21 protein-coding genes are annotated in these 20,136 nt (G+C 59.9%); 10 read left to right on the plus strand and 11 right to left on the minus strand.

All coding sequences use genetic code 11. The annotated features are described in order from the left end of the window. Positions 1-28 precede the first annotated feature (28 nt). The 6 genes from EQV96_RS13625 (at position 29) to EQV96_RS13650 (ending at position 5,500) form a co-directional block, all read left to right on the plus strand. A complete protein-coding gene (locus tag EQV96_RS13625) occupies positions 29-1,429 on the plus strand; it encodes an ethanolamine ammonia-lyase subunit EutB (RefSeq protein ID WP_094999453.1) in 1,401 nt (466 codons plus the stop codon). A gap of 2 nt (positions 1,430-1,431) precedes the next feature. Next, the gene (gene eutC, locus EQV96_RS13630; protein WP_240882117.1) at positions 1,432-2,229 is read left to right on the plus strand and encodes an ethanolamine ammonia-lyase subunit EutC; all 798 of its coding nucleotides are present in this window, start codon (positions 1,432-1,434) and stop codon (positions 2,227-2,229) included. A 212-nt stretch (positions 2,230-2,441) separates the two neighbouring features. Continuing rightward, complete coding sequence (locus EQV96_RS13635) at positions 2,442-3,095, plus strand: DedA family protein (protein ID WP_094999455.1); 654 nt, start codon at positions 2,442-2,444, stop codon at positions 3,093-3,095. A gap of 15 nt (positions 3,096-3,110) precedes the next feature. Then, positions 3,111-3,923, plus strand: coding sequence for a M90 family metallopeptidase (locus EQV96_RS13640; protein WP_094999456.1), 813 nt, complete (start codon positions 3,111-3,113; stop codon positions 3,921-3,923). A 101-nt stretch (positions 3,924-4,024) separates the two neighbouring features. Further along, entirely contained in the window at positions 4,025-4,552 is a 528-nt protein-coding gene (gene ppa / locus EQV96_RS13645; protein WP_016779241.1) for an inorganic diphosphatase, read from the plus strand. A gap of 207 nt (positions 4,553-4,759) precedes the next feature. Continuing rightward, entirely contained in the window at positions 4,760-5,500 is a 741-nt protein-coding gene (locus EQV96_RS13650) for an XRE family transcriptional regulator (protein ID WP_094999457.1), read from the plus strand. A 210-nt stretch (positions 5,501-5,710) separates the two neighbouring features. On the opposite strand, the gene EQV96_RS13655 is transcribed toward EQV96_RS13650, so the two are convergent. Further along, positions 5,711-6,793 (minus strand): PDDEXK nuclease domain-containing protein, encoded by a 1,083-nt coding sequence (locus tag EQV96_RS13655; RefSeq protein WP_094999458.1) that lies wholly within the window; start codon positions 6,791-6,793, stop codon positions 5,711-5,713. 490 nt (positions 6,794-7,283) lie between these two features. Here EQV96_RS13655 and EQV96_RS13660 point away from each other — a divergent pair, with 490 nt between their 5' ends. The 4 genes from EQV96_RS13660 to EQV96_RS13675 all read left to right on the plus strand — a co-directional run bounded on the left by EQV96_RS13660 (position 7,284) and on the right by EQV96_RS13675 (position 12,512). Further along, positions 7,284-7,526: an exodeoxyribonuclease VII small subunit gene (locus tag EQV96_RS13660; protein WP_019824297.1), complete on the plus strand. Its 243-nt coding sequence runs from the start codon at positions 7,284-7,286 to the stop codon at positions 7,524-7,526. Next, positions 7,523-8,410 carry a (2E,6E)-farnesyl diphosphate synthase gene (ispA, locus tag EQV96_RS13665; RefSeq protein WP_153327130.1) on the plus strand — a complete coding sequence of 296 codons (888 nt, stop codon included), beginning with the start codon at positions 7,523-7,525 and terminating at the stop codon, positions 8,408-8,410. Before EQV96_RS13660 ends, ispA begins: the two co-directional genes overlap by 4 nt. Positions 8,411-8,542: 132 nt before the next feature. Beyond that, positions 8,543-10,441, plus strand: a complete 1,899-nt coding sequence (gene dxs / locus EQV96_RS13670) for a 1-deoxy-D-xylulose-5-phosphate synthase (protein WP_240882118.1) — start codon at positions 8,543-8,545, stop codon at positions 10,439-10,441. A gap of 187 nt (positions 10,442-10,628) precedes the next feature. Continuing rightward, positions 10,629-12,512, plus strand: a complete 1,884-nt coding sequence (locus EQV96_RS13675; protein WP_095020963.1) for a TonB-dependent receptor — start codon at positions 10,629-10,631, stop codon at positions 12,510-12,512. Positions 12,513-12,600: 88 nt separating this feature from the next. On the opposite strand, the gene EQV96_RS13680 is transcribed toward EQV96_RS13675, so the two are convergent. The 10 genes from EQV96_RS13680 to nrdR form a co-directional block, all read right to left on the minus strand. After that, a complete protein-coding gene (locus EQV96_RS13680; protein ID WP_240882119.1) occupies positions 12,601-13,392 on the minus strand; it encodes a cobalamin-binding protein in 792 nt (263 codons plus the stop codon). Next, the gene (locus tag EQV96_RS13685; protein WP_240882120.1) at positions 13,392-13,811 is read right to left on the minus strand and encodes an MFS transporter; all 420 of its coding nucleotides are present in this window, start codon (positions 13,809-13,811) and stop codon (positions 13,392-13,394) included. The genes EQV96_RS13680 and EQV96_RS13685 overlap by 1 nt, the downstream gene beginning before the upstream one ends. After that, complete coding sequence (ribA, locus tag EQV96_RS13690; RefSeq protein ID WP_165446501.1) at positions 13,808-14,425, minus strand: GTP cyclohydrolase II; 618 nt, start codon at positions 14,423-14,425, stop codon at positions 13,808-13,810. The genes EQV96_RS13685 and ribA overlap by 4 nt, the downstream gene beginning before the upstream one ends. A 223-nt stretch (positions 14,426-14,648) precedes the next feature. Then, positions 14,649-15,608, minus strand: coding sequence for a thiamine-phosphate kinase (thiL, locus tag EQV96_RS13695; protein WP_095019064.1), 960 nt, complete (start codon positions 15,606-15,608; stop codon positions 14,649-14,651). A 15-nt stretch (positions 15,609-15,623) separates the two neighbouring features. Continuing rightward, positions 15,624-16,124 (minus strand): transcription antitermination factor NusB, encoded by a 501-nt coding sequence (nusB, locus tag EQV96_RS13700; protein WP_095019065.1) that lies wholly within the window; start codon positions 16,122-16,124, stop codon positions 15,624-15,626. Then, positions 16,121-16,597, minus strand: a complete 477-nt coding sequence (ribE, locus tag EQV96_RS13705; RefSeq protein ID WP_003444275.1) for a 6,7-dimethyl-8-ribityllumazine synthase — start codon at positions 16,595-16,597, stop codon at positions 16,121-16,123. The genes nusB and ribE overlap by 4 nt, the downstream gene beginning before the upstream one ends. A 90-nt stretch (positions 16,598-16,687) precedes the next feature. Beyond that, positions 16,688-17,779, minus strand: a complete 1,092-nt coding sequence (ribBA, locus tag EQV96_RS13710) for a bifunctional 3,4-dihydroxy-2-butanone-4-phosphate synthase/GTP cyclohydrolase II (RefSeq protein ID WP_094999467.1) — start codon at positions 17,777-17,779, stop codon at positions 16,688-16,690. Between the two features lie 16 nt (positions 17,780-17,795). Next, the gene (locus EQV96_RS13715) at positions 17,796-18,458 is read right to left on the minus strand and encodes a riboflavin synthase (RefSeq protein WP_086795767.1); all 663 of its coding nucleotides are present in this window, start codon (positions 18,456-18,458) and stop codon (positions 17,796-17,798) included. Between the two features lie 46 nt (positions 18,459-18,504). Continuing rightward, positions 18,505-19,638 carry a bifunctional diaminohydroxyphosphoribosylaminopyrimidine deaminase/5-amino-6-(5-phosphoribosylamino)uracil reductase RibD gene (ribD, locus tag EQV96_RS13720; RefSeq protein WP_165446500.1) on the minus strand — a complete coding sequence of 378 codons (1,134 nt, stop codon included), beginning with the start codon at positions 19,636-19,638 and terminating at the stop codon, positions 18,505-18,507. Further along, the gene (nrdR, locus tag EQV96_RS13725) at positions 19,635-20,099 is read right to left on the minus strand and encodes a transcriptional regulator NrdR (RefSeq protein WP_029611200.1); all 465 of its coding nucleotides are present in this window, start codon (positions 20,097-20,099) and stop codon (positions 19,635-19,637) included. The genes ribD and nrdR overlap by 4 nt, the downstream gene beginning before the upstream one ends. Between the last annotated feature and the right edge of the window lie 37 nt (positions 20,100-20,136).

Genomic DNA, 20,136 nt, shown 5'->3' on the forward strand with positions numbered 1-20,136 from the left:
TTGCGTCTGGCGTCATGGAGCACCCTGTATGGCAACGTTCTCACATGCGGTTGGCACTCAGACCTACCGTTTCGATAGCCTTAAAGATGTAATGGCCAAGGCTGGCCCGGCCCGTTCCGGGGATTTTCTGGCCGGCGTGGCTGCGCAAAACGACGGCGAACGGGTGGCCGCGCAAATGGCGCTGGCTGACATCCCGCTCGCCTATTTTCTGCAAGAAGTTCTGATCCCCTACGAGACCGATGAGGTCACCCGGCTGATTATCGACAGCCATGATCTTCAAGCCTTCGCCCCGGTCAGCCACCTGACCGTCGGTGGCTTTCGCGACTGGCTGCTCAGCGACGCAGCCAGCGAGGACAGCCTGCGGGCCCTGGCGCCGGGCCTGACCCCGGAAATGGCCGCCGCCGTGTCGAAGATCATGCGCGTACAGGACCTGATTCTGGTCGCGCAAAAGATCCGTGTGGTTACCCGGTTTCGCGGCACCATGGGCCTGCGCGGCCGACTTTCGACACGCCTGCAACCCAACCACCCCACCGATGACCCGGCCGGCATTGCCGCCAGCATTCTCGACGGGCTGCTCTACGGCAACGGCGATGCCATGATCGGCATCAACCCGGCCACTGACAGCATTGCCTCGATCTGCGACCTGCTGAACATGCTCGACGCCATCATCCAGCGCTATGAAATCCCCACCCAGTCCTGCGTACTGACCCACGTCACCACCTCGATCGAAGCCATCAATCGCGGCGTGCCGCTGGATCTGGTATTTCAGTCCATTGCCGGCACCGAGGCCGCCAACGCCAGTTTTGGCATCAACCTGAATGTGCTGCAGGAAGGCTATGACGCAGGCTTGAGCCTTAATCGCGGGACTCTGGGCAATAACCTGATGTATTTCGAAACAGGTCAGGGCAGCGCGCTGTCGGCCAACGCCCATTTCGGCGTGGATCAACAAACCTGTGAAACCCGCGCCTACGCCGTGGCACGGCATTTCAAGCCGTTTCTGGTCAATACCGTAGTCGGTTTTATCGGCCCCGAGTACCTGTACAACGGCAAGCAGATCATCCGCGCCGGCCTTGAGGACCACTTCTGCGGCAAGCTGCTGGGTGTGCCCATGGGCTGTGATATCTGCTACACCAACCATGCCGAAGCGGACCAGGACGACATGGACACCCTGCTGACATTGCTGGGGGTGGCCGGGATCAACTTCATCATGGGCATCCCGGGGTCGGACGACATCATGCTCAACTATCAGACCACGTCGTTCCATGACGCCCTGTATGCCCGCAAAACCCTGGGGTTAAAACCCGCCCCAGAGTTTGAACAGTGGCTCAGCAAGGTGGGCATTTTTACTCAGAACGATGGCCGCATCGAGTTCGGCCATCAACTGCCACCTGCATTTCGCCAGGCGCTGGCTCATTTGGGAGGACGCTAGGCATGGCCGACAACCTTAACCCGTGGCTGGAGCTGCGCCGCCTGACCCCCGCACGTATTGCCCTGGGACGCACCGGCACCAGCATGCCGACCCAGGCCCAACTCGACTTTCAATTCGCCCATGCCCAGGCCCGGGATGCGGTGCATTTGCCGTTTGATCACCCCGGCCTGAGTGCACAGTTAACCGAGCGCGGGCGCGAGAGCCTGCTGCTGCAAAGTGCCGCGGCTGACCGCCACAGCTACCTGCAACGCCCGGATCTGGGACGCAAGCTCAACGACGACTCTGCGCAGCAATTGCGCGACTACGCAGCGGCCAACCCCGGCGGCATCGATGTCGCCGTGGTGGTAGCGGATGGCTTGTCGGCACTGGCCGTGCATCGCCACACCTTGCCCTTCCTGGCGCGCATGGAAGAGCACACGGCGACTGAAGGCTGGTCGCTGTCGCCGGTGATTCTGGTAGAGCAGGGGCGAGTTGCCGTGGCCGATGAAATTGGCGAACTGCTGGGCGCACGCATGGTGGTGATGTTGATCGGCGAACGCCCCGGGCTCAGCTCCCCCGACAGCCTGGGGCTGTACTTCACCTACGCGCCGAAAATCGGCCTGACCGATGCGTATCGCAACTGTATTTCCAATGTACGGCTTGAAGGCCTGAGCTACGGCATGGCCGCTCATCGGCTGGCGTACCTGATGCGCGAAGCCTGCCGGCGGCAATTATCGGGAGTGAATCTGAAGGATGAAGCCCAGGTGCAGACCCTGGATGTCGAGGCGCCCAGCGAAAACTTTCTGCTCAAGGGCGATTAACTCTGCGTAGTAGCTGCCGAAGGAACGAGGCTGCTGCTACGGCTTTTGACTACCAATACACGCTTCGCTACAAACTCACACTGCAGAATTCGTCTCAATCCGTATAATCCGGTTCTTCAAAAAAGTACGAAAAAACTACAATTGTTGTAGTTAACTACGCATCCCTACCCGCACAGACCTGCAGAGCCGGGTCATCAACACAGGTGCTTCACATGGATTTCAACCCGATCGACATTATCCTGCACCTCGATGTGTACCTCGACATGCTGGTAAACAATTACGGGCCATGGATCTACGCCATCCTGTTTCTGGTGATTTTTTGCGAAACCGGTCTGGTGGTCATGCCGTTTTTGCCGGGTGATTCGCTGCTCTTTATCGCGGGCGCCGTAGCTGCCGGCGGCGGCATGGACCCGGTACTGCTCGCAGGCTTGCTGATGCTGGCTGCGATCATGGGCGACAGCACCAACTACGTTATCGGACGAACGGCAGGCGAGCGCTTGTTCAGCAACCCGAATTCGAAAATCTTCCGTCGCGACTACCTGGAAAAAACCCACGACTTCTATGAGCGTCATGGCGGTAAAACCGTAACCATGGCCCGTTTCCTGCCGATTTTCCGCACCTTCGCTCCGTTTGTTGCCGGTGTGGCGCGCATGTTCTACCCGCGCTTCTTTATGTTCAGCGTATTCGGCACCATCCTGTGGGTTGGCGGCCTGGTCACTCTGGGTTATTTCTTCGGCAATGTGCCATTTATCAAGAAGAACCTGTCGCTGCTGGTGGTGGGCATCATTCTGCTGTCGCTGGTACCGATGATTATTGGCGTGATCCGCAGCCGTCTGGGCCGTACTCCAGCCAAAGCCAAAGCCTGATCGGGAGACACCACCATGTGGTCTCTAAGTGAATGGCGGCGCCAGCGAATCCTTGCGCAGCACCCGGTAACGCCTGACGTATGGCACAACGTGCGCCAGCATCTGAGCATTCTCGACGGGCTGAATGACGAGCAGGACAAATGGCTGCGCGACAGCAGCGTATTGTTTCTGCAAGCCAAGCACCTCACCCCCATGCCCGGGGTTGAGCTGACCGAAGAGGGCCGGCTGTTGCTGGCCGCTCAGGCGCAATTGCCGCTGCTCAACCTGGGTGACCTGGACTGGTACCAGGGCTTTCACGAAATCGTGCTCTACCCCGACGACTTCGTCAGCCCCCAGCGCCATCGCGATTCCAGCGGTGTAGAGCATGAATGGGAAGGCCATCACAGCGGTGAAGCCTGGCAGCATGGGCCGGTCGTTCTGGCATGGCCGGGCGTTCTGGCCAGCGGTGGCTGGGAAGGCTACAACCTGGTCATCCACGAACTGGCGCACAAGCTGGACATGCTCAATGGTGCCGCGAATGGCATGCCGCCCTTGCACAGCAGCATGCATGTCAGTGACTGGACCCAGGCCATGCAACAGGCCTACGACCATCTCAATCACTACCTCGACCACCACAACCCCGACCACGCGCCTATCGACCCCTATGCCGCCGAAAACCCGGCGGAGTTTTTTGCGGTCACCAGCGAGTACTTTTTCAGCGCACCCGACCTGTTGAACCATGCCTACCCGCTGGTCTATCAACAACTGAGCCTGTTTTATCGTCAGGACACGCTGGCACGCCTCAAGCAGCTGCAAAGCGAACACCCCGAATACCGCGCGCAGCACTGATCGCCCAAGGGTGACGTCCTTATAGGAATACGCCTATAATCGCCGCCACTTTTTGGCCAAATCGGCCAAACAAACTGGCCTACTAACGGGGGCACCGCCCAATGAGCTACAGCAAGATTCCGGCTGGCAAAGACCTGCCGAATGACATCTACGTCGCTATCGAGATTCCGGCTAACCACGCGCCGATCAAATATGAAATCGACAAAGACAGCGATTGCCTGTTCGTTGACCGCTTCATGGCCACCCCGATGTTCTACCCGGCCAACTACGGTTTTATCCCTAACACCCTGGCTGACGACGGTGATCCGCTGGACGTGCTGGTGGTTACCCCTTACCCGGTAGCTCCAGGCTCGGTTATCCGTGCTCGCCCGGTTGGCATCCTGCACATGACTGACGACGGCGGCGGCGATGCCAAAGTGGTTGCAGTGCCTCACGACAAGCTGTCCCAGCTGTACGTTGACGTGAAAGAGTACACCGACCTGCCACCCCTGCTGATCCAGCAGATCCAGCACTTCTTCGAGAACTACAAAGATCTCGAAAAAGGCAAATGGGTGAAGATCGAAGGTTGGGGCGATGCTGAAGCTGCCCGCGCCGAAATCACCAAATCGGTTGCGGCCTACAAAGGCTAAGCAAGCGGTTAAAAAAAACCTCGGCTCGCCGGGGTTTTTTTATGCCTGCATAAACGCAATAAAACAGCCTGTTTACGGCGCGCAAAATGCCCAGTCAATGCCAGTAGGAAATATCGCTGCAAGTCTAGGAATTTTCTGGTTTTACCGTTTTTTTTTGAACGCTTAGTTTATTTAAACAGGCTTGGCTTGCCCGTAGACTCTGTGTTCATGAATACATCCGGTGATCGCCTGAAAGCCCTCCTGCGGGAGTGCCATTTAACCGCTTCGGACTTCGCAGCCAATCGCCGCGTTACGCCGCAGCACGTCAACAACTGGTTCAAACGGGGCATTCCGATGGCTCGCCTGGACGAAATCGCCGAACTGCTGTGCGTCAACAGCCGCTGGCTACGTACCGGCGAGGGCGTCAAGCATCCGGGCCTTGTCAGCAGCAACGATGAAAAATCGCCTGCCCAGACCGGACAGCCCAAACCGGCTAATGCCTGCGATATTGACGCGCCCTTCTACAACGAAACCTTGCACCCCGACGGATCAGGCAAAACCCATGTGGTGAAAATTCCTGATTGCACCGTGCGGCTCAGTTGCTCGACCCTGCAGGCCCTGGATGTCAGCCCCGACCAGGCCATTTGCGCACCCATGATTGGCAACAGCATGGCGCACAGGATCCAGGATGGTTCCACAGTCGCCATCGACCGCAGCCTGACCCAAATCGTCGACGGTGAAATCTACGCGCTCGAGCAGGATGGCATGCTGCGCATCAAATACCTCTACCGCCTGCCCAACAACGGCCTGCGCATCCGCAGCCACAACTGCCTGGAGTATCCGGACGAAGTCTTTGACGCAACAGAAGTCCATGCGCAGCAGATACGGATACTGGGCTGGGTATTCTGGTGGTCCACGCTTAGCCAGCGACGCCCGCCAGTGCCTTACAAACTGGACGAACAACCTTAGGTCTGGGAAAAGTACTCAAACCCCAGTATGATTCGTCGCACTTGTGCACTCCCCCTCGCGGCACGCGAGCCGGAATGCAGGGCCAGGCAGCAAAAAGCCGCTACGCCCCACACCCAGCCACAACGCGCTGGATGTCCCGATTGAAGGCGAGTACGGCTTACCAAAAATAAGCCAAACCCGCCCCCGAGAAGCCGGCCACAAGCCGGCTTTTTAATGCCTGAAATAATCCTCGTTCACTCGACACTCCTCGATAGCGACGCCATCACCCGCCAGTTCGCGTTCGATCTGTTCGATGCTGGGCAAACTGGTCTGCAACTCTGCTGGCAGTGACTCTACCAACTGGTACTCGGCCACGCCGATGGGCCGGGTGTTATCGCGCAAGGCGTACTCGGCCACCACCTTGTTCTTGCTGGAGCACAGCAACAGGCCGATGGTGGGGCTGTCCTGAGGATCCTTGACCTGCCCATCCACGGCGGCCAGATAAAAACCCAACTGCCCAAGGTGCTCCGGTTTGAATTTACCGGCCTTGAGTTCAACCACTACATAGCAGCGCAGCTTGAGGTGGTAGAACAGCAGATCGATGAAAAACTCGTCACCTCCCACATTCAAAAGCACTTGTTTGCCGACGAAGGCAAAACCTGCGCCCAGCTCCAGCAAAAAGTCGGTGACATGCCTGACTAGAGCAGTTTCTATCTCTCGCTCGTGCGCATCAGCGCCGAGTCCAAGAAAGTCGAAACGGTAGGGATCTTTCAACGACTCACGGGCCAAATCGGACTGGGGTTTGGGCAAGAAGTTTTCAAAATTGCTCACGGCCTTGCCACTGCGCTCCAGTAAACGACCCTCGATCTGCATGACCAGCGTATTTCGCGACCAGTTGTGTTCGATGGCCTTGGCCGCATACCAACGGCGGGTTTCTGGGCCGGGGAGTTTGTCCAGCAACGCCAATTGGTGATACCAGGGCAATTGTGCAAGCACCTCTTGCACAATTGCTGTGTCAGGCCATGCCTGGGCAAAGGCACGCATATATTTGAGGTTGCGTGGCGAGAAACCTTTCATGTGCGGGAAGGCTGCGCGCAGATCCAGCGCCAGACGCTCAATCACTTTCGTGCCCCAACCTTGCTGTGTCTGGCGGGTCAAAATGTCGTGACCGATTTGCCAGTACAGCAGTACCAGCTCGCGGTTCACCGCCAACGTGGCGCGCTGCTGGGCGCCATGAATGCGGCCTTTAAGATCGCTCAACCAGTCACTGTAGCCCTCGGGCTGCGCACTCAAACCAACAGGAGTTTCACTCATGGCTTTTTCTCTCGTGACCACGCCAGCGTGCTCGAAACATCTGCAGTGCACAGATCCAATCGCTGGCAGGGCACACAACATAAGCCTTTAAATTCGGTCTTTTCGTACGACACTTCGCTTTCATTCTCGTGAAACTTCCGAGAAAAATCCCGTTCGCTTGCGCCTGCCAAACTCGGGAAATAGTCTCGGGCCATCGCTGCAAAATCAGCGGTCGGGTTTAGTCGCCCGATCTGTAATCCGGCGCAAGGCAACACTTCCGCAAGGTGCTTTTTACGGCCTGTGTTTTATGGTGGCCGTGCGCAGGGCGCCCTTGTGGCGCGCCGGGTTCCGGATGCACCGGTCGACTAACCTGCGTACGGCTGCCACCCACTCGTTTAGTAGCGACAAGTGAAAACCCCCTCACCTGGATACATGGGCGCCCTGTCGATTTGCCCCAAAACCCGCCGTCTGCTAGTGTCAGCCGGTTTTAACGCCTACCGAGAATGCCGCCATGGCCCGCAAAAAAGCTTCCCCGGATTTCGAACAGTCACTCGCTGACCTGCAAACACTGGTCGAGCGTCTGGAAAATGGCGAGCTGTCGCTGGAAGATTCCCTGACCGCCTTCGAACAAGGCATCCGCCTGACCCGTGATTGCCAGGGCGCACTGGCCCAGGCCGAGCAGAAAGTACAGATCCTGCTTGAGCGTGACGGTGAGCTGGCACAAGAGCCTTTTGATGCGGAACAGTCCGAATGATTGATGCTTACCAGATCAGCAGCCAGGCCCGTGTCAATGCGGCGCTTGAAAGCCTGTTTGTCGCTCCGGCTCCCGAGCTGGCCCGTCTTTATGAGGCCATGCGCTACAGCGTCATGAATGGCGGCAAACGGGTTCGCCCGCTGCTGGCCTATGCCGCCTGCGAAGCCCTCGGCAGTACACCTGAGCAAGCCAATGGCGCGGCCTGTGCCGTGGAATTGATCCACGCCTATTCGCTGGTGCACGACGACTTGCCCGCAATGGACGATGACGATCTGCGTCGCGGCCAGCCAACCACCCACAAAGCGTTCGACGAAGCCTGCGCCATTCTGGCGGGCGACGGCCTGCAAAGCCTGGCGTTCAGCGCTTTGCTCGACCCGCGCCTGAGCAACCTGGACGCCGACACCCGTTTGCGCATGGTCACGGCCCTGGCTTTTGCTGCAGGCCCGGCGGGCATGGTCGGCGGGCAAGCGATCGACCTCGGTTCGGTGGGGCTCAAGCTTGACCAGGCCGCGCTGGAATACATGCACCGGCACAAGACCGGCGCCCTGATCGAAGCCAGCGTGCAACTGGGCGCCCTGGCCAGCGGTCATGCAAACGAAGACAACCTGCACGCACTGAGCGTTTATGCACGGGCCATTGGCCTGGCGTTTCAGGTTCAGGACGACATTCTGGATGTTGAAAGCGATACCGCAACTCTGGGCAAACGCCAGGGGGCCGACATAGCACGGGACAAACCGACCTACCCCGCCCTGATGGGGCTGGAGCAGGCCAAAGGCTATGCGCTTGAGCTGCGCGACCAGGCGCTCAACGCCCTGCGACATTTTGATGCAGCCGCCGAACCGCTGCGTGAACTGGCACGTTATATCGTTGAGCGACGCCACTAAAGGGCGCTGCTCAGTAACGTTTTCTGACAGCTCTAATGCCAAGGTCTTACGAACGAATGCCAGACTGCGTGGGCAGCTTACGTTCCATAAGGTAAACTGCCGCCTCTTCTTATACCTATAACGATTCGCCTGATGCCAACGACGTTTCAAGAGATTCCCCGCAACCGTCCGACTACGCCCCTGCTTGACCGGGCAGGCACGCCTGCGGGCCTGCGCCGCCTGGCAGAAGCCGAGCTGGAAACCCTGGCCGATGAGTTGCGCCTGGAATTGCTCTATACCGTCGGCCAGACGGGCGGGCATTTCGGTGCCGGCCTGGGTGTCATTGAGCTGACCATCGCGTTGCACTACGTGTTCGACACCCCGGACGACCGGCTGGTGTGGGACGTGGGCCATCAGGCGTATCCGCATAAAATCCTCACGGGCCGTCGCGAGCAGATGGCAACGTTGCGTCAGAAAGACGGCATTGCCGCTTTCCCGCGTCGTGCCGAGAGCGAGTACGACACCTTTGGTGTCGGCCACTCCAGCACCTCGATCAGCGCAGCGCTGGGCATGGCCATTGCCGCCCGCCTGCAAAAAAGCGAGCGCAAGGCGATTGCCGTGATCGGTGACGGCGCATTGACTGCGGGCATGGCGTTTGAGGCGTTGAACCACGCCCCCGAAGTCGACGCCAACATGCTGGTGATCCTCAACGACAACGACATGTCGATCTCGCGCAATGTTGGTGGTTTGTCCAACTACCTGGCCAAGATCCTGTCGAGCCGCACCTATGCAAGCATGCGCGAAGGCAGCAAAAAGGTGCTCTCGCGTCTGCCTGGTGCGTGGGAAATTGCGCGGCGCACAGAAGAATACGCCAAGGGCATGCTGGTACCCGGCACCCTGTTCGAAGAGTTGGGCTGGAACTATATCGGCCCGATCGATGGCCACGACCTGCCGACCTTGATCGCGACGCTGCGCAATATGCGCGACCTCAAAGGGCCGCAGTTTCTGCATATCGTCACCAAAAAAGGCAAGGGCTTCGCTCCGGCCGAAGCGGACCCGATCGGCTATCACGCCATCACCAAGCTCGAACCGCTCAATGCTCCGAAAGCTGCACCGAAGGCACCCAGCGGGCCCAAATACTCCGCCGTGTTTGGCGAGTGGCTGTGCGACATGGCCGCTGCCGATGAGCGCCTGGTGGGCATCACCCCGGCCATGAAAGAAGGCTCGGATCTGATTGCGTTCAGCGAGCGGTATCCAAAGCGCTATTTCGACGTGGCGATTGCAGAGCAACATGCCGTGACCTTTGCTGCCGGCATGGCCTGCGAAGGCTCCAAGCCGGTAGTGGCAATTTACTCGACGTTCCTGCAGCGCGGTTACGACCAGCTGGTGCATGACGTCGCGGTGCAGAATCTTGACGTGCTGTTCGCCATCGACCGTGCCGGCCTGGTGGGCGAAGACGGCCCGACCCACGCTGGCAGCTTCGATCTGTCGTTCCTGCGCTGCATCCCGGGCATGCTTATCATGACCCCGAGCGATGAGAACGAACTGCGCAAAATGCTCACCACCGGCCACCTGTACAACGGCCCGGCGGCAGTGCGTTACCCTCGCGGCACAGGCCCGAACGCAGTGATCGAAAAAAACCTCAAGCCGCTGGAAATCGGCAAGGGCGTGATTCGTCGCCAGGGTTCGAAAGTCGCCATGCTGGTATTCGGCGTGCAACTGGCAGAAGCCCTGCAAGTGGCAGAAAAAATCGACGCCACCGTGGTCGACATGCGCTTCGTCAAGCCGATGGATGAAGAGCTGGTTCGCGAAATGGCTGCCAGCCATGAGCTGCTGGTGACCATCGAAGAGAACGCTGTCATGGGCGGCGCAGGCGCCGGCGTCAGCGAGTTCCTGGCCCGTGAAAACGTGCTCAAGTCTGTGCTGCACCTGGGCTTGCCGGATATTTACGTCGAACATGCCAAACCGAGCCAGATGCTGGCCGAATGCGGCCTGGATGCGGCAGGTATCGAAGCCTCGGTACGTCAGCGCATGGAACTCCTGGGGCTCTGAGCCACTTGGTCTGCGCGATTTCGTAGCAGCTGCCGCAGGCTGCGTTCGATTGCGAAGCGATCGTAAATCCGCCCCCCTCGGTGATACTGATACACCGCGAGGCATGGTTTACGGTGGCTACGCCACCGGACGCAGCCTCGTTCCTACGGCAGCTGCTACGATCCGCCCAACACCCTGTTGAGACACCATGAAACACCTTCGTCTTGCCCTGATCCTCGGTTTTATCCCCGCCTGCCCTTTGCTTGCAGAGCCGCTGGAGCGCGAAGATGCGCTCAAACTCCCGCAGACCCTGATCACCGGCAATCGCCAGGTCGAGGCTCGCTCGGACAGCACAAGCGCCAACAGCGTGTTCACCCGTGACGATATCGACCGCCTGCAACCCACCAGCCTGACCGACTTGCTCGGCCGGGTACCCGGTGTACAAGTGGCCCGCAGCGGTGGACGCGGCGGTTTGCCGGGGATTTACATTCGCGGCACCAAGTCGGCGCAAAGCCTGGTGCTGGTCGACGGCCAGCGCATGGCCAATGCCACTTCGGCCGACAGCAATCTGCAGTACCTCAATATCGATCAGATCGAGCGGGTTGAAGTGCTGCGCGGCTCGCGCTCGGTGATCTACGGCAGCGATGCGATTGGCGGTGTGATCCAGATTTTCACCCGACGCGGTGCCGATCAAGCCCCGCAGCTTCGCCTGCATAGTGCAGTGGGCAGTTATGGCAGCTCGCAAAACAGCCTGGGCATCTCCGGTGGCGACGGGCAAACGCGCTACAACCTCAGTGGCAGCCTGGAACAAACCGCCGGGATCAACCGCACCCACGAATCCTTCCCCAGCGACAGCGACCACGACGCCTATCGCAACAAGTCACTGAGCCTGAACCTGAGCCACTACCTGAACCAAGAGCTTGAAATTGGCCTGACGGCCATGAAAAACGTCGGCAAGACCGAACTCGACAATTCGTTCGGGCGCTGGGACCCGCAGACCCAGACTGTCAGTGGCCAACAGCTCTACAGCGATTTTGATATCAGCAGCGTCGGCAGTTTTATCGACGCGCAACTGAACGAACGCTGGAACTCGCGCCTGGAGCTGGGCCACAGCGAAAACCGTGAAAAAACCCGGGACAAACTCAGCGCCGAGATCTACAGCTTCAACACCTATCGCGACTCGCTGAACTGGCAGAACAACCTGACGCTGGACGATCAAAACAGCCTGATCCTCGGCGCCGACGCCTATCAAGACCGGGTACGCAGCAGCACCGTTTTCGAGGAAGACAGCCGCTGGAACCGCGCCGCGTTTGTTCAGCACCGCTTCCACGGCGAGTACTTCTCGACCGAGCTGGGCCTGCGTCACGACCAGAACCAGCAATTTGGCAGCCACAACACCTGGAGCGCCAGCCTGACGGTGCCGCTGAACGCCGACAACGACGTTATGCTGACTTACAGTGAAGGGTTTCGCGCACCGACGTTCAATGACTTGTACTACCCGCAGTTCGGCAATCCCGATCTCAAGCCGGAATACTCAAAAAGCTACGAGCTGCAATGGCGCAGTCAGCTAAGTGAGACCAGTCGCCTGGAAACCTCGCTGTATCGCACCGATATTCGCGACGCGATTGTGGCCGATGCCGACTTTATTCAGCAGAACATCGGCGCAGCACGGATCACCGGTTTCGAAAGCGCGTTGCAGCAAGAATGGTTCGGCTGGCAGAGCAGCCTGGGTATCGCGATTATTGACCCGCGCGATCGTGATACCGGCCATACCCTGAGCCGACGCGCACGCCGTACCTTGAGCCTGGATCTGGATCGGCAATTTGACAAGGTAGGTGTCGGCGCCAGCTGGCAAGCGGTGAGCAGCAGCTTCAATGATGAAGACAACAAGCAGCCCGTTGGCGGTTATGGCTTGCTGGGATTACGCGGCAACTGGCAGGCCAGCTCAGAAGTGCGGCTCGACCTGAAGGTCGATAATCTGCTGGACAAAAGCTTCACCCGCGCGCTGTACAGCTATGACGGCAACTACTATGGCTACCGCGAAGAACGGCGCTCGCTGCAGCTGGCAATTACCTGGACGCCGACGTTCTAAACCTGTGGGAGCGCGATAGCATCACCGCGACTTACCTGACACTGCGCATCACCTGCATCGCGAGCAAGCCCGCTCCCACAGATAATTTTTATCTCTGTAATTGCTCACACAATCTGGCCGTCGCTTCCAGCATCTGCCCGCTCGGACGCTCCAGGCCCTTGTCGGCCAATAGCAGCAAACGCCCATGCTTGACCGCATCGATCTGCGGCCAGGCTTTCCAGGCATCCAGCTGCGCCTGGGTGCCGGCGATAATCACCTCAGGATTACGCTGTAACACAGACTCTATACCAACCTGCGGCGCCGGCAGTTTGAGGTGGTCAAACACATTGCTTGCTCCGCACACTGCCAGCGCATCACTGATGATTTGCCCGCCGCCGATGGTGTACAGCGGCTGATCCCACACCTGATAAAACACCCGCACAGGCACGTCAGTCCGGTACTGTTCACGCAGTTGTGCCAGACGTTGGCGCAGTTGCGTTGCCAGCTCCCTTCCACGCTGCGGGCGACCCAGGGCGATGGCCAGGGCTTCAACCTGATCGGCCAGTTGATCGAGGCTTGCCGGTTCGGCGGTGAAGGTGGGGATATTCAGGTTACGCAATTGCTCGCGCTGGGCAACACCCACACTGCCTGGCCAAAGCAAAAGCAGGTCGGGTTGCAGGCTGAGCAGACGCTCCATGTCCAGTTGCCCGTAGCGGCCCACAGAAGGCACGTCGGCAAGCTCAGGTAACGGCTCCCCTGCTTCCAGACGCCCCACCATCAAATCGGCGGCGCCGAGTTCGACAACCATTTCAGAAAGGGACGGTGACAGGCTCACCACGCGGCTGACAGCCTGGGCAGAAAAGCTGACAGTCAGCAACAGAGCTGCCAGCCAGACGCGCATCAGCCTACCTGGCGGGGGACGCGATAGAGGTAAAACAGCACCAGCGTTGACAGTACCAGCAGCAATAGCGGTACGCCTTCAAGCCCGACAAACACCGCCAGCGTGGCAATCCAGGTGGGCAGCCCCGCCGCTAGCAGGGACCGCTGACGTGCACGCGCCAGCTCATCCCAGGCTGCAGGTTCCTGTGGGGTGTTGAGGGCTTTCTGCAGATTGATCAGGCCATGTTTGTAAGGCCCGAACGTGCGCAGGGTGACGAACATCGAAGCCACGCCCGCAATAAATAACGGCATTGCCAGCTCAGGCAGCAACGGCTCGGCGCTGCCGAAAAACCAGCAGACCAGCACCAGAGGCAGCAGGGTCAGCAGCAGCTGTTGCCACCAACTGAAACTCAGGCGCCGACGACGCTGGCCACGGGTCATGCCGGGTCAGCCTCGCTCTGATGCTGGTTACCCATCATGTGCCCTAGCTTGTTGGCTTTGGTCGCCAGGTACAGCTTGTTGTGCGGGTTGTGCCCGGTGTGCAGCGGCACACGCTCGGCCACGGTGATGCCCATGTCAGTCAGGGCTTTGACCTTGCGCGGATTGTTGGTCATCAGGCGCAGCGAATGCACGCCTACGTGCTCCAGCATCGGCAGGCAAATGGCGTAATCGCGCTGGTCGGCGGCAAAGCCGAGGCGCTCGTTGGCTTCAACGGTATCGGCGCCGCCATCTTGCAACTCGTAGGCACGGATTTTGTTGAGCAAGCCGATGCCACGGCCTTCCTGACGCAGGTACAGCAATACGCCACGACCTTCGCGGGCAATGGCCTGCAAGGCGGCTTCAAGCTGCGAGCCGCAGTCGCAGCGCTGGCTGAACAGGGCGTCACCGGTCAGGCATTCGGAATGCACACGCCCCAGAACCGGCGCACCGTCTGTAACGTCGCCCAAACTGAGCACAACGTGTTCACGACCCGTGGCCTTCTCAAGGAAGCCATGCATAGTGAACTCGGCAAAGGGGGTGGGTAATTTGCAAGCGGCAACGAAAACGACAGGCACCGTGTGCTCCTGATCAGTTTGAGTACTGGAAATTCGCAGAGGCGACATTGTAACAGGAGGTTCCTACAGACGCTTAGGCTGAATTACCGAGGATAAATATCTAAAAGTTTGATGACTTACGCTACACAGGCCCCGTGGGAGCGGGCTTGCTCGCGAAACAGGCGATGCGGTGTATCAGGCTGAACGTGGCGCTGCCATCGCGAGCAAGCCCGCTCCCACAGGGTCACGCACGAAAATGCTGATAGCCGTGGACTGCCGGAGTAATGTCCAGGCCTTCGTCATCCAGCAGCGTGACGCCCTGCCCTTCAACCACGCGACCAATCACATGGATAGGCCAGCCATCGGCCAGCAGGGTCGGCACCTCAACCTCAGGCAAGGTAAACGCCAGTACATAGTCATCCCCGCCGCTCAACGCTGCCTGTTGCGCTCCCGCCTCGCCCAGGAACTCTTCCAGCGCCAGCGAGACCGGCACCCGGTCGAGTTCAATCGCCAGCCCCACCTTCGACGCCGCCGCGATATGCCCGCAATCGGCCAGCAGGCCATCGGAAATATCCAGCGCCGAGGTGGCTTTACCACGCAGGGCCTGGCCCAGCGCCAACTGCGGTTGTGGCGACCAGTAATGGGCCAGCAACGGTTCGCCGATCATCGATGCCGCGGTGCGCTGCCCCAGCACCAACGGCAACGCCCCGGCCGCATTGCCCAGCTCGCCACCCACACACAGCAGGTCACCGGGGCGCGCGCCGCTGCGGGTCAGGGCATGGCCCGTGGGCACTCGCCCGAAAACTGTAAGGGTCAGACACAATGGCCCGCGCGTGGTGTCACCACCGATAAGGCGCAGGCCACAGGTCTGGGCCATCAGGTTCAAACCACGGGCATAGGTTTGCAGCCACTCGGCGTCAAACGTCGGCAGGGTCAGGGCAAGGGTAAATGCGACAGGAGTTGCCCCCATGGCCGCCAAATCACTGGCCGCCACTGCCAGCGAACGCTGACCGAGCAGGAAAGGGTCGCAGGGATCTGCGAAGTGCACCCCGGCTACCAGGGTGTCGGTGGAAATCGCCAGCTGTTCCCCGAAGGGAACATCCAGCAGGGCGCAGTCGTCGCCAATACCCAGGGCAACACCCTCGCCGCCCTGCGCACAGGGCGCGGCAGCGAAGAAGTTGCGGATCAGCTCAAACTCGCCCATGGCCGACAGCGCGGTTTAGCGCTTGTAAGCCTTTACTTCAGCTTCACGCAGGCGTGGCGCCAATTTGTCGAGCACACCGTTGACGAACTTGTGGCCGTCGGTGGAGCCGAACACTTTCGCCAGCTCGATGCCTTCGTTGATCACAACGCGGTAAGGCACGTCAACACGCTTGATCAGCTCCCAGGTGGACAGGCGCAGAACAGACAGCTCAACCGGATCGAGTTCTTCGATGGTGATGTCCAGGCACGGAACCAGGGCAGCATCGATCTCGCCTTTGTGCGCAGGCACGCCGTGCAGGATTTCACGGAAGTAGGCAGCATCAACGTCGGAGAAGTCGTTATCGACGCGGAATTGCGCTTCGATTTCGTTCAGCGACTGCTTGGCCATGTGCCATTGGTACAGGGCCTGAGTTGCGAGTTGACGCGCTTCACGGCGCTTGGCGCTCTTGGAAGGCTTGCCAGCGTCCGCAGGTTTCGGGTCGCGCGGGTTGAAACGATCGCTTTCGTCGGAAATCACTTGGCCTCCAACTGTGCCAACAGGCTAACCATTTCAAGGGCGGACAAGGCAGCTTCTGCGCCTTTGTTGCCAGCTTTGGTGCCCGAGCGCTCGATGGCTTGTTCAATCGAGTCAACGGTCAGCACGCCGAAGGCAACCGGTACGCCGAACTGCATGGACACTTGGGACAAGCCCTTGGTGCACTCGCCAGCAACGTATTCGAAATGCGGAGTACCGCCACGAATCACGGCGCCCAGGGCGATGATGGCGGCGAATTCGTTGCGCTGGGCAACTTTTTGCGCGACCAGCGGGATTTCAAACGCGCCAGGTGCGCGGATGATGGTGATGTCGCTTTCGTTCACACCGTGGCGAACCAGGGCATCAACGGCACCACTCACCAGGCTTTCGACGACGAAGCTGTTGAAACGGCCAACTACGAGTGCGTAGCGACCTTTGGGGGCGATGAAGGTACCTTCGATGGTCTTCAGGGTCATTCGGTATGTCTCGTATTAAAGAGCCAGAGCGCATTTGCATGCGCTCTTTAGGATATTGGGCCACGAATTCGGACTGGACACGACCGGTCTTTATTCGGAGGGCACGTATTCTACAACTTCCAGATCGAAACCGGATATGGCATTGAACTTCATTGGTGAACTCATCAGGCGCATTTTGCGTACACCGAGGTCACGCAGGATCTGCGAACCGGCACCGACGATGCTGTAGGTGGTCGGTTTTTTCACCGGCGCGTGGTCTGCCGTTTCGCGGATATTGGCCAGCAATACATCGCCATCCAGGGGGTGACCGAGCAACAGCACCACACCGCTGCCGGCCTCAGCCACCGCGCTCATGGCGGCGCGCAGGCTCCAGCGGCCGGGCTGCTTGACCATCAGCAGGTCGCGCAGCGGGTCCATGTTATGCACGCGCACCAGGGTCGGTTCTTCGGCGCAGATCTTGCCCAGGGTCAGTGCCATATGCACATCGCCTTCGACTGAATCACGATAGGTCACCAAATTGAATTGGCCCAGTTCGCTGTCCAGTGGCTGCTCGGCAATCCGCTGAACGGTACGTTCGTGAATCATGCGGTAGTGGATCAGGTCGGCAATGGTGCCGATCTTGATGCCGTGCTCGGCCGCGAAAGCTTCCAGTTCAGGGCGACGGGCCATGGTGCCATCGTCGTTCATCACTTCGCAGATCACTCCGCTTGGCTCGAACCCGGCCATGCGCGCCAGATCACAGGCGGCTTCAGTGTGGCCGGCGCGGGCCAGGGTGCCACCGGCTTGAGCCATCAACGGGAAGATATGGCCCGGGCTGACGATGTCTTCGGCTTTGGCGTCCTTGGCGGCCGCCGCTTGCACGGTGCGCGCGCGGTCAGCGGCAGAGATGCCGGTAGTGACGCCGGTGGCCGCTTCGATCGAGACCGTGAACTTGGTGCCAAAACCGGAACCGTTGCGCGGTGCCATCAACGGCAGCTTGAGCAGTTCGCAACGCTCGCGGCTCATCGGCATGCAGATCAGGCCACGGGCAAAGCGCGCCATGAAGTTGATGTGCTCGGCCTGACAACACTCGGCGGCCATGATCAGGTCGCCTTCGTTCTCGCGGTCTTCGTCATCCATAAGGATGACCATCTTGCCTTGGCGGATATCTTCAACCAGTTCTTCGATGCTGTTGAGCGCCACGCGGCACCCCCTTACGTCAGGATTTGAGAAAGCCGTTGGCGGCCAGAAAACTTTCGCTGATGCCACCCGAGGTCGGCTCGGCAGCTTTGTCACCCAGCAGCAAACGCTCAAGGTAGCGCGCCAGCAAATCGACCTCGAGGTTGACCCGGCGACCCGGACGGTAGTCACCCATGATGGTTTCGCTCAGGGTGTGCGGAATGATGGTCAGCGAGAACTCGGCGCCATTGACCGCGTTCACCGTCAGGCTGGTGCCGTCGACCGTGATCGAGCCTTTATGGGCAATGTACTTGGCCAGTTCTTTGGGTGCACGGATGCGGAACTCGATGGCACGGGCGTTCTCCTCACGGGAGATCACCTCGCCCACGCCATCAACGTGGCCGCTGACCAGATGACCGCCCAGGCGCGTGGTCGGGGTCAGGGCCTTTTCCAGGTTGACCCGGCTGCCGCTTTTCAAGTCGTTGAACGCGGTGCAATCGAGGGTCTCGCGGCTGACGTCAGCGGCAAAGCCGTTGCCCGACAGCTCAACGGCGGTCAGGCACACGCCATTGATGGCGATACTGTCGCCGAGTTTGACGTCGCTCAGGTCGAGCTTGCCGGTGTCGATGGAAACTCGCACATCACCGCCCTTGGGGGTCAATGCACGGATGCTGCCGATGGATTCAATGATGCCGGTAAACATGGCGTTCCCCTTGAGAACAAAGCCTGCGTAACACGAAGGCTGAGAATTATACGCTCGCTGACGGCACAGGTATGGCAGTGACTCGCCAGTCATCGCCTACCGCGCGCATGTCGGTAATTTTGAGCAATGGCGCTTCGCTCATATGGGTCAGCGGCAGCTCCAGTAATGGCCGCGCCGTAGAGCCCAAAAACTTGGCCGCGACAAATATCTGGTATTCATCCACCAACCCCTGCTCGGCAAAGGCCCCCGCCAGACGCGGCCCGGCCTCCACCAGCACTTCGTTGACGCCGCGGGCGGCCAGCGCCTGCAACAACTTGCGCAGGTCGACCTGGCCATTGGCGCCGTGGATCACCAGGCACTCGGGCCCGGTACGGTATTGCTCGGCAGGCGGCACGCAGGTGGCAACCAGCGCTGGCCCGGCCTTGAAGAACGGTGCATCCAGCGGCACCCGCAAACGCCCGTCGATCAACACCCGCAACGGCGGACGACTGAGCGCCAGCGCGGTCAGCTCGGGGCTCAGGCCCAGTTCAGGGCCGCGCACGGTCAGGCGGGCGCCATCGGCCAGCACGGTATCCGCACCCGTCAGCACCACACTGGCCTGGGCCCGCAAGCGCTGCACCGCCGAGCGCGCTTCTGGCCCGGTGATCCACTGGCTTTCGCCGTTGGCCATCGCGGTGCGGCCATCAAGGCTCATGGCCATTTTGACCCGTACAAACGGCAGGCCGTGTTCCATGCGCTTGAGAAAACCAGGGTTCAACGCCCGGGCATCGGCTTCCAGCACACCACTGCGCACTTCAATACCGGCATCGGCCAAACGCTTGAGGCCACGCCCGGCAACTTCCGGGTTGGGGTCCTGCATGGCTGCAACCACACGCGCCACACCTGCGCTAATCAGCCCTTCGGCGCACGGTGGGGTGTGCCCATGATGGCTGCACGGCTCAAGGGTGACATAGGCCGTGGCGCCCCGCGCCAGCTCACCGGCCGCGCGCAAGGCGTGGACTTCGGCATGGGGCTCGCCGGTGCGCACATGCCAGCCTTCGCCGACGATCTGCCCGTCACGTACGATGACGCAACCGACACGGGGGTTGGGGTGAGTGGTGTACAGCCCGTTGCGCGCCAGCTCGATGGCCCGCGCCATGTAATGGGTGTCTAAAATCGATTGTTCTGTGGACTGGATCATTCTTTGGAAGGCTCACGGGCAAGACGGTCGATCTCTTCGCGGAACTCGTTCAAGTCCTGGAAACGTCGATAGACCGAGGCAAAGCGGATATAGGCCACTTCGTCGAGCTTTTGCAGCTCGCCCATGACCAGTTCACCAACAACCAGCGATTTGACTTCGCGTTCGCCAGTGGCGCGCAGCTTGTGCTTGATCCGGGCCAGCGCGGCTTCAAGACGCTCGACACTCACCGGGCGCTTTTCCAGCGCACGCTGCATGCCGGCGCGCAGCTTTTCTTCATCGAACGGCTGGCGGCTGCCGTCCTGCTTGATAAGGCGGGGTAATACCAACTCAGCTGTTTCAAAGGTGGTGAAACGTTCACCACAGGCCAGGCATTCACGCCGGCGGCGCACCTGGTCGCCCTCGGCAACCAGACGCGAGTCGATGACTTTAGTGTCGTTGGCACCGCAGAAGGGACAGTGCATGGTGGCAGCCAACAAAAATGGGGAGCGCCATGTTAGC

Origin of the sequence: Pseudomonas sp. TMW22080 (genome assembly GCF_022496745.1) — a bacterium.
Classification (GTDB): Bacteria; Pseudomonadota; Gammaproteobacteria; order Pseudomonadales; family Pseudomonadaceae; genus Aquipseudomonas; species Aquipseudomonas bubulae.

Bases quoted from the DNA above. Each gene is read 5' to 3' on its own strand.
- EQV96_RS13625 (WP_094999453.1), top strand. From the start codon at position 29: ATGGCAACGTTCTCACATGCGGTTGGCACTCAGACCTACCGTTTCGAT.
- eutC (WP_240882117.1), top strand. From the start codon at position 1,432: ATGGCCGACAACCTTAACCCGTGGCTGGAGCTGCGCCGCCTGACCCCC.
- EQV96_RS13635 (WP_094999455.1), top strand. From the start codon at position 2,442: ATGGATTTCAACCCGATCGACATTATCCTGCACCTCGATGTGTACCTC.
- EQV96_RS13640 (WP_094999456.1), top strand. From the start codon at position 3,111: ATGTGGTCTCTAAGTGAATGGCGGCGCCAGCGAATCCTTGCGCAGCAC.
- ppa (WP_016779241.1), top strand. From the start codon at position 4,025: ATGAGCTACAGCAAGATTCCGGCTGGCAAAGACCTGCCGAATGACATC.
- EQV96_RS13650 (WP_094999457.1), top strand. From the start codon at position 4,760: ATGAATACATCCGGTGATCGCCTGAAAGCCCTCCTGCGGGAGTGCCAT.
- EQV96_RS13655 (WP_094999458.1), bottom strand. From the start codon at position 6,793: ATGAGTGAAACTCCTGTTGGTTTGAGTGCGCAGCCCGAGGGCTACAGT.
- EQV96_RS13660 (WP_019824297.1), top strand. From the start codon at position 7,284: ATGGCCCGCAAAAAAGCTTCCCCGGATTTCGAACAGTCACTCGCTGAC.
- ispA (WP_153327130.1), top strand. From the start codon at position 7,523: ATGATTGATGCTTACCAGATCAGCAGCCAGGCCCGTGTCAATGCGGCG.
- dxs (WP_240882118.1), top strand. From the start codon at position 8,543: ATGCCAACGACGTTTCAAGAGATTCCCCGCAACCGTCCGACTACGCCC.
- EQV96_RS13675 (WP_095020963.1), top strand. From the start codon at position 10,629: ATGAAACACCTTCGTCTTGCCCTGATCCTCGGTTTTATCCCCGCCTGC.
- EQV96_RS13680 (WP_240882119.1), bottom strand. From the start codon at position 13,392: ATGCGCGTCTGGCTGGCAGCTCTGTTGCTGACTGTCAGCTTTTCTGCC.
- EQV96_RS13685 (WP_240882120.1), bottom strand. From the start codon at position 13,811: ATGACCCGTGGCCAGCGTCGTCGGCGCCTGAGTTTCAGTTGGTGGCAA.
- thiL (WP_095019064.1), bottom strand. From the start codon at position 15,608: ATGGGCGAGTTTGAGCTGATCCGCAACTTCTTCGCTGCCGCGCCCTGT.
- ribE (WP_003444275.1), bottom strand. From the start codon at position 16,597: ATGACCCTGAAGACCATCGAAGGTACCTTCATCGCCCCCAAAGGTCGC.
- EQV96_RS13715 (WP_086795767.1), bottom strand. From the start codon at position 18,458: ATGTTTACCGGCATCATTGAATCCATCGGCAGCATCCGTGCATTGACC.
- ribD (WP_165446500.1), bottom strand. From the start codon at position 19,638: ATGATCCAGTCCACAGAACAATCGATTTTAGACACCCATTACATGGCG.
- nrdR (WP_029611200.1), bottom strand. From the start codon at position 20,099: ATGCACTGTCCCTTCTGCGGTGCCAACGACACTAAAGTCATCGACTCG.